Consider the following 7,681-nt stretch of genomic DNA (forward strand, 5'->3'; position numbering starts at 1 on the left):
TAGATCTAAACTATATGGACTTGTTGACATCGTTTTTCTTTTTTATTTACCTTATCTCGTACCATAATACAACATTATTTACTATAACTATAATCGCTGCAATTACAGATTTCGTAGATTGGCATAAGGAGTGTTGTGGTAAAGAGCTGCAAGACAAGATAATGAATATATTAGAGACTACTGATGAAAGGGGGGATATAGTAAGTTATACAAAAAATTTAAGAGAATTTAGGCACAGGGGGATACACTGTTTAGATTATATATCAAGAGCCCAGAAAGCGACTAATCCTGAATTATTTGAGAAAATTAAAAAAACTAAAAAATATTTATTACGAGTAATAGACCATTTAATTAAGGAAAACTTAGGGTATTTAAAAGGCGAAGAAGGTAGTGAGCCAAACAAGCCCGTGTTTCTCTTAAGAATTGCTGAAAAAGAGATTAATTTATGTTTGCCGAAATTACCTGCTGGTGGGCAACTTACTAACATCTCTCCTGAAGACCAAGCAGAAATATTTGTTAGTTCTATAGTCCATAGCAAAAAAATAATTTTGTTATTCAAAGAGGAGATTCAAAGTGAGGAAGCTGCAGGGTTTAAGATAAACGAGATTATAGCAATTGCAGCTATGGATGATAAAAAGCTTATTAATTTAGAAAATATAAAAATTAATGATAAAGAATTTAGCCAATCAGAATGTACAAAAATTAAACTAAAATATACTACATTATTGTTAGCACTAGGTGAAGTATTAGGTAACTTGCAAAGATATGATCTTCTTAGCGAAATAGGTAAACTCGACATTAAACAAGATGGTCAATTTACTGAGCTGGCTAAGCAAATACCAATAATAAGAGAGTACAGAAATACTAGAACTCATCATGGGCACCACAATCAAGCTTCATTTAGTGAAATATTGAGAAATATAAATAAAAATTATAATGAAATAATTAAAGAGCTTGATAATTTGTATAATGAAGTTAAAAATAAAAGCAAAGATTCAGAAAATTTAAAAGATATTAACTTTGATGCAATAAAGCAAGAAGAACTACCGTTAAGAAAAGAACCAAATAATATTTTTTGCTTACTAAGCTAAGAGAGAGGAAATGCTATGAAAACAGGATCATATTTTAAAAAAGAGAAAAAATTCTTTGAAAGCCAAAAAGAAGATATTAAAAATATATTAGGGAAATTTGAATGGATAAAAAAAGTATATACAGATTATAATGATTACTACCCACAAATCTATATAGAAGGAAATTATGATGATGGTTACTTTAAAGGCACAGAAGTAGAGAATGAATTAAAGAAATATTATATAAGTAAGAACAAGGCATTTCATTTCAGAATAAATCCCGCTGAATTTATTACTCCTTCTTCTGAAAAATTCTATGAGGCACAAAGTTCTAAAGTGCATGACCAAAGCAGTAAAACTACAGAAGAACAAGATTTAAAAGCATTTAATGGCACTACAAACCATAAAGAAATTATTCTTTATGATCAATCAAATAAAAATATAATATTAAAAAATAACAAGGAAAAATCATTACTAATTTTAGATAGACTAGCTGCAAATGATGATTTTACAATATTAAAACAGTCACTTGAAAAATATATAGACTTTAGTATTAAAGAAGGAAAATTTCATTACACGGCATTATATGCGGCAGTATTCAATAGGCACCTGGAAGCAGTGCAATTATTAACTCAATATAAAGCAAATACAACTTTAGCTGATGCATACGGAAAAACCCCTTTAGATATTAGCACAGAGGATGTAACTTATAACCCGACAAGTGAGAAAGTGCTTGATATTAACAGCAATCTAACTTCATCTTTATTCAGGCAAAGCCAAGAAGCTGCTTTTAAGGCTATATATAATGGAAATACTGAGCTAGCAAAGAAAGTAATTAATAATAACCCGGAGGTAATTTTCTGGCGCAATGAACAAGGCTATAATGCTTTCTTATGGGCTGCTTTGTATAATAAAGTAGAGCTACTTGCATATTTAATCTTAGAATATGGTGAAAGAATTATAGGAAGTAAAGATAATTTTAATAGGAATGCTTTGGACATTGCTGCATATTCTTCTTCACTCAACTCATTTAAATTTTTATTAGACGTTTATGGTTGGTCTAAAGGAGAAGTGGAAAATGCATACAATATAGCAACTGATTGTAAAAATGACTGTAAAGATTCTAAGAAGTATATCCTTAGGGAGCGAGCAGGTATTTATGAAGAGATAGAAAAAATAGCTAAACATAAGTTAGATACTTATATTCCTAAAAAAAGTATATTACCTATATTAAATTGTGCTTTACCTATCTCCCAAGCTTTACGCAATGCACAATTCTTTTGCTTACCTGAAGAGACAGTTGTAAATATATTAACTTTTGTACCGGGAGCCGAAGTTATTCATCGCAACACTATTGGAAATTTACTAAACAAATTAGTGTCTGATCACATAGTATCAATTGAAAATTTAAAAGAATTTTTAAGTACCCCGACACAACTCAAACGTACTGAGCAGCTTATTAGAGAAAGGAAAAACCAACAAAAAGAAGAATTTATCCATAATTACATTCAGTTTTATTAAACTTTAAAAAGTTAATAATATGTTTAGTTTTATGTGTTTAGAGCCCGGAAAGAATTCAGCTCTGAAGCAGCTATATCCAGAGTGTAAGTAGTAGAGCAACCTTTAAGCCTGTTAATTTCACCAATCAAAGCATCCGAAAAGTTAGCATTGTTCTTTTCGTAAACCTCAAGTGCCAACCATGATGCTTCTAAATGCTCAAACATAAATTCCTGGGTACTAAGAAGAGATCTGATAGCTAAAGTAATTTGTGATTTAGAATATTTATACCCTTTTTCTAAAACCAAAATGAGTTCGCATAAAACAATCTTGTTTATATATATGGATTGTTTTTGTCCTTCATACTTTTCTAAAAGTGAACTTACTAGGTTAGCTTGCTCGGTATTATCCTGAGTTAAATATCTAACTAAGATATCAGTATCAATCCCTATCATGATTCTCCTTAATAATGTTATTCATCTCTTCGCAAGAAAGAGAGTTATCAGGTTTAGGTAGTATGCCTTTAAGGTTCTTAACTGACTTATTAAGGGGAATGGCAATAATATAGTCATTGTAAGGTATAAACTCAATCTTGCTTCCTGTAGATAAGCTAAATAGCTCTCTTATTTCGACAGGTATAGTGACTTGTCCTTTGCTGGTTATTGTAGAGTAATGCATATATGTAATATTGGTATTGTATTCTTATAAATTATTATAATGTAAGGATATAACATTGTAAATAGGTGTGGTAAGCTAAATATTATTGCACCTTACTTTTCTTTACAAGCTGGGCGTTCAAAAAACGAACGTTGATATTTATAAGAATAGAACGGAAAAAACTTGATCTTACCTGAAGAATTGATATATGCGATTGAAAGTGATGCTTTACCTAATAAGCCCTCTGATAAATTTATTGTAAATCCTTTTAGAAGTAAGATAGATTGTTGGGTAGCAAAAATTCATGCAGAGCAACAAAGGAAAGAGTTAGATAAAGAAGGCTTAAGGATTTCATAGGAAAAGCAGATTTGTTACTGGAGCACTTACTAAAAAAGTTAACTGTAGAGTGTTTCTGGTTATGCGTAGCATATAAAACGCCATACGTTTAATCTATCTTTATTCATTAACAGAACTTCTTCCTCCCCATAAGGGGTTTTGTGGAAGAGCCCCCATTAAAAGAGCCTGGAATGAAGCTGCTGGATGATGTAAAATAATTTATAAAATATACAGTTGGTTATGAGTTTAATATAATTATTTGTTAATATAAATGTTAATACTTTCAGTATATAAAATGATGCAACCGCACGATTTTTTTGTAATAAATACATAAACAATTTATTAAACCTGAGCCTAATAATTATTCAATAATACCTACTTGGTTTTTTACACAGTTTGTTGTAAAGACTACTGCTCTTTTTTAAAAAAGCATTTCGTTAGTCTTAATCTTAGTGTATTTCTCTGCTGAAATCATTATTTAGTTAAATTAAAACTAACTTTTTTTTCTTTTGGGTCACTAACTCTAGCAGTATGCTTACCTAACTCGGGTTTATGGTTTAAATGGCGCTCTTCTAATTTACTCTTTACTTCCTTACCTTCAGGTAAATTCATCAAAATAGCCATGCGGGTGATTTTCTGTATGGTATCTTTAGAAATATCAGGAAAAAATATATTATGAGTATCCTTACCTTCAAGCAAATTACCTAACACATCCATAGTTTCAATAACTTTATAGAATCTTGGCTCTTGTAAGGTTAAATAGCGCCCCATAGTAATTTCATTCTTTGTTTTTTCATAACTTACTCCCTCGGAATTACGTAAAAAAATTATTCTTAAAATATCCAAAAAAGCAGAATGCCTTTCATTTAACTCTTCTTTTTCATAGACTCCATTTGAAACATAACATTTCATAGCTTTACAGTAGGCATTAACCTTTTTAAGTGCATCTACAGGATCAAAAACCGGCTTACGCAAAATACCTTTCATAATATCCATTATTTTGAGTTTATTATATTTATACACTAAACCATTAGGTAATTACAAGAAAATTGAATTATTATTTTTTATTATCTTAAGAGATTTATAGATTTTTATATATTTTATTTTAAGAAAGATGTTAAATGCAACTATTAAAATATAATAATTATTATTATTATACAAATAATCAATATATTAAGCTTATGAAACATAGTAAAAGCAAGTTACAATGCAAGAAAAATATGCTAGCCTATTATAATATATACTCGAAAAGGTGATTATGAAAAGAAAAGATCATCCCACCGGTTCTTCCGAAGAATTTTCTTCCGGAGAAGAAGAGGTTTTTGAATACTCTGAAGAACATTCCTCCTATGAGTTAATAGAAGAAAGTTTATCCTCCGGTGATGAGGCAGAAGAATTTAAAGGTATTAGTTCACCCTTACTTACCTCGGAAGATGACAAGAATATATTTTGTGCTATAAGACCTTTAGCAATAGTAGATATTGATATTTTTAAGAGTAGTTACAAGGAAGAAATCAAACATTTTTTTACTACTTTAAAAGAAAGATTTTTATTACTAAACAATAAAGAAATAGTGAATTTTTTTTACCGCACGGTAGAAAAAAAAGAAGGAATATTTGTAAAGCGTGCAGAAGGTATAGAAAGTATTAAAGAAACTATACTAAATTCAACTGAACCGTTATCTACTAATCTAGCAGTTTCACTTAAGCGTTTTGTTGATATTTTATCTACAAGCATTAATCCAAGAAATGATATTTGCTTATTAGCATATGATGAAGAAGGTGAACAACTAATCACAGAGTTTCCAAAAGAGTTATTTATAATAGAATGGAATAAATTTAAGAAAACAAATTTAGGAAAAATTATATGTTCTGAAGATAGAGCTTCGATAGTTGAAATCGAATTAAAAAGACTTATTGCAACTCCGGAATATAATTTTAGAGTTATGCAAACTCAGAATCAGAGAGTTGCTGAGGAATCAGACTTATTCAATGTAAAAAATATAACTCAATTAGGTACCGCTCTTTCTAGATATAAGGTCATAGGGTTTAATGACTACCATGGTGATAAATATATTATTCAAACAATAACTAAATTAATGCCTACTATACAGGCGAGCTTCTTTTGTATAGAAATTGAATCTTACCGCCAGTCTAGAATAGATGAATGGTATGACTGTCAAGATGATATCAAACAAGCATCACTAGATATTTTGTTACTTAATAACATTTTAGGAGGATCGGAGGCATACTTTCATTTATTCCTAACCTTAAAGGAATCGAACATTAGAATAAAAGCAATGGATATCCATACCGAGACGCAAACCCAATTTGGCAGAGATTCTAAGCACACCGCAGGTACAACAAGAATGAAGGAAGCAAATGCTTTTTTTATAGATTGTATTAATAATGCTCTTGAACATTCGCAAGGAAAGACTGTAATCTTTTGCTCTGGGGCTAAGCATAATAGGGATCTTCAAGATAGATTAGATGCAAAAGAAAATGTAGGACGTAGCGGAAATATTATTATCTCAATTAAAAAGGCAGAGCAAGATATAACAAATGCTCAAATTATAATATCGAAAGAATTTGAAATGCTCCCAGGAGATAAGCCCTTAGCCAATGCTTTAACTACAGCAGACATTTCAATATACGTACCTGTGAATAAGAATGAATTATGTTGGGAAAATGATAATTTAAATTTAGAGAAGAGGAGTTTAGGATCCTTGAAAAGACATGAAGATATGCTTGAAATAAATGTTAGTGAAGACATTTATAGTGATTTTGAAAGCTTATTTAATCTTCCAAGTCTATCAACGCAGACAAATCCTATTTTAAATGTACAACATTATGATGATAAACAGATAGAAGATTTAATTAAATATTATAACTCAAAATTTAGCCAGGTGCCAATCATTGCGCCCGAGACATCAATTCCTGAAATAATGAAAGACGGGATTCCTGTAGGAGGTGCTACAGCACTGGAACAAAAGCTTTTGAGTTTCCAACAAGACAAAGCGTTAGATAAAATTATCATTGTTTTGCGCGTTAATGCTATAACTAAAGGTTTCGATAACCAAGCTAACAACCACTATGTCTGCATATATCTTGAAAAACATAGGAGCAAAAAAATAACTATTACTTACATAGACCCTATGGGAGAAAATATTCATCACAATATTGAGGATATTATCCATGAATGCTTAGAAAATAATTTCAAATATAAAATGGTATTAAATAGAACCAATAGAATTCAGATATATGATGTGGAGGAAAAAGAAGGGGTTATTTTACCGGTAGAGGGAACTAATGATCACGATTGCGGTCCATTCCTTATATATCTTGTATCATTAGTTATTAACAAGCTAGAACTACCAAACTTAATATCTCTTAATGTTGACACATCTAAAGCTCTAGGGCAATTGCTTAGACAACATTATGCGAAAAGAACTGATTTTGATACAATTGATAAAGAGGTAAAAAGTATAATTCCTTTAAATAATAAATCTGCTTCTATCAAACATGCCAGCATAGCAATATTTGAAGCAGCAAAATATGGAAACACTAAAAAAATAGAGAAAGCAATTACTAAAGGAGTAGATATCAATTACAGAGAAGAAACTCATGGCAGAACACTTCTACATGTTACAATTATTAGAGGACATGAATCAATTTCAAACTTATTGATTAATAATGATAATGCTGCTCTTAACTTACAGGATAATGATGGCCGGTCACCTCTGCATTTAGCAGCAATATATAATCGAAGTGAAGTAGTAAGATTATTATTAGAGAAAGGAGCGAATAAAGAAATAAGAGATAATAGTGGAAAAACAGCAAAGGATTATGCAGCATCTTATCAATTAAAATTACTACTTGAGCCTAAAGATAAAGGAAAAGAAAGAGAGAAGTAAAAGGAAAATAACACAATTTAGTAGATTCTAAAGTATAGTTTTTAAAACAAATTATACTTTCTGAAAAGTTTAAATTAAGAGGCCTGCCAATTAAGGAGCATTATACAATGTTGTACATTTAATGTCAGAGCGGTGCAAATCGTGGCTTTGTGACGCAAATAAGTAAATTTAACTGACATACCTAAAGAATTAAATATCATAAAGGAAG

The 7,681-nt window shown here is 30.3% G+C and carries 7 protein-coding genes; 4 read left to right on the plus strand and 3 right to left on the minus strand.

The features are described 5' to 3' along the window. A partial coding sequence (locus NF27_RS12440; RefSeq protein ID WP_161791810.1) for a hypothetical protein occupies positions 1-1,091 on the plus strand: 1,091 nt, incomplete at its 5' end. 15 nt (positions 1,092-1,106) lie between these two features. Then, positions 1,107-2,591: an ankyrin repeat domain-containing protein gene (locus NF27_RS05310; protein WP_039456698.1), complete on the plus strand. Its 1,485-nt coding sequence runs from the start codon at positions 1,107-1,109 to the stop codon at positions 2,589-2,591. A gap of 29 nt (positions 2,592-2,620) precedes the next feature. Here NF27_RS05310 and NF27_RS05315 read toward each other — a convergent pair whose 3' ends face one another. Both NF27_RS05315 and NF27_RS05320 read right to left on the minus strand, forming a co-directional pair. Continuing rightward, the gene (locus NF27_RS05315; RefSeq protein ID WP_039456701.1) at positions 2,621-3,022 is read right to left on the minus strand and encodes a PIN domain-containing protein; all 402 of its coding nucleotides are present in this window, start codon (positions 3,020-3,022) and stop codon (positions 2,621-2,623) included. Then, positions 3,009-3,245 carry an AbrB/MazE/SpoVT family DNA-binding domain-containing protein gene (locus NF27_RS05320; RefSeq protein ID WP_039456703.1) on the minus strand — a complete coding sequence of 79 codons (237 nt, stop codon included), beginning with the start codon at positions 3,243-3,245 and terminating at the stop codon, positions 3,009-3,011. Before NF27_RS05320 ends, NF27_RS05315 begins: the two co-directional genes overlap by 14 nt. Before the next feature lie 162 nt (positions 3,246-3,407). Here NF27_RS05320 and NF27_RS12445 point away from each other — a divergent pair, with 162 nt between their 5' ends. Next, complete coding sequence (locus tag NF27_RS12445) at positions 3,408-3,581, plus strand: hypothetical protein (protein WP_161791811.1); 174 nt, start codon at positions 3,408-3,410, stop codon at positions 3,579-3,581. Between the two features lie 453 nt (positions 3,582-4,034). On the opposite strand, the gene NF27_RS05325 is transcribed toward NF27_RS12445, so the two are convergent. Next, entirely contained in the window at positions 4,035-4,547 is a 513-nt protein-coding gene (locus NF27_RS05325) for a hypothetical protein (RefSeq protein WP_039456706.1), read from the minus strand. 271 nt (positions 4,548-4,818) lie between these two features. Here NF27_RS05325 and NF27_RS05330 point away from each other — a divergent pair, with 271 nt between their 5' ends. Beyond that, positions 4,819-7,473, plus strand: coding sequence for an ankyrin repeat domain-containing protein (locus NF27_RS05330; protein ID WP_039456707.1), 2,655 nt, complete (start codon positions 4,819-4,821; stop codon positions 7,471-7,473). Positions 7,474-7,681 lie beyond the last annotated feature (208 nt).

Origin of the sequence: Candidatus Jidaibacter acanthamoeba, assembly GCF_000815465.1 — a bacterium.
GTDB classification, from domain to species: Bacteria; Pseudomonadota; Alphaproteobacteria; order Rickettsiales; family Midichloriaceae; genus Jidaibacter; species Jidaibacter acanthamoebae.

Coding starts and splice junctions, on each gene's coding strand:
- NF27_RS05310 (WP_039456698.1), top strand. CDS start 1,107: ATGAAAACAGGATCATATTTTAAAAAAGAGAAAAAATTCTTTGAAAGC.
- NF27_RS05320 (WP_039456703.1), bottom strand. CDS start 3,245: ATGCATTACTCTACAATAACCAGCAAAGGACAAGTCACTATACCTGTC.
- NF27_RS05330 (WP_039456707.1), top strand. CDS start 4,819: ATGAAAAGAAAAGATCATCCCACCGGTTCTTCCGAAGAATTTTCTTCC.
- NF27_RS05325 (WP_039456706.1), bottom strand. CDS start 4,547: ATGAAAGGTATTTTGCGTAAGCCGGTTTTTGATCCTGTAGATGCACTT.
- NF27_RS05315 (WP_039456701.1), bottom strand. CDS start 3,022: ATGATAGGGATTGATACTGATATCTTAGTTAGATATTTAACTCAGGAT.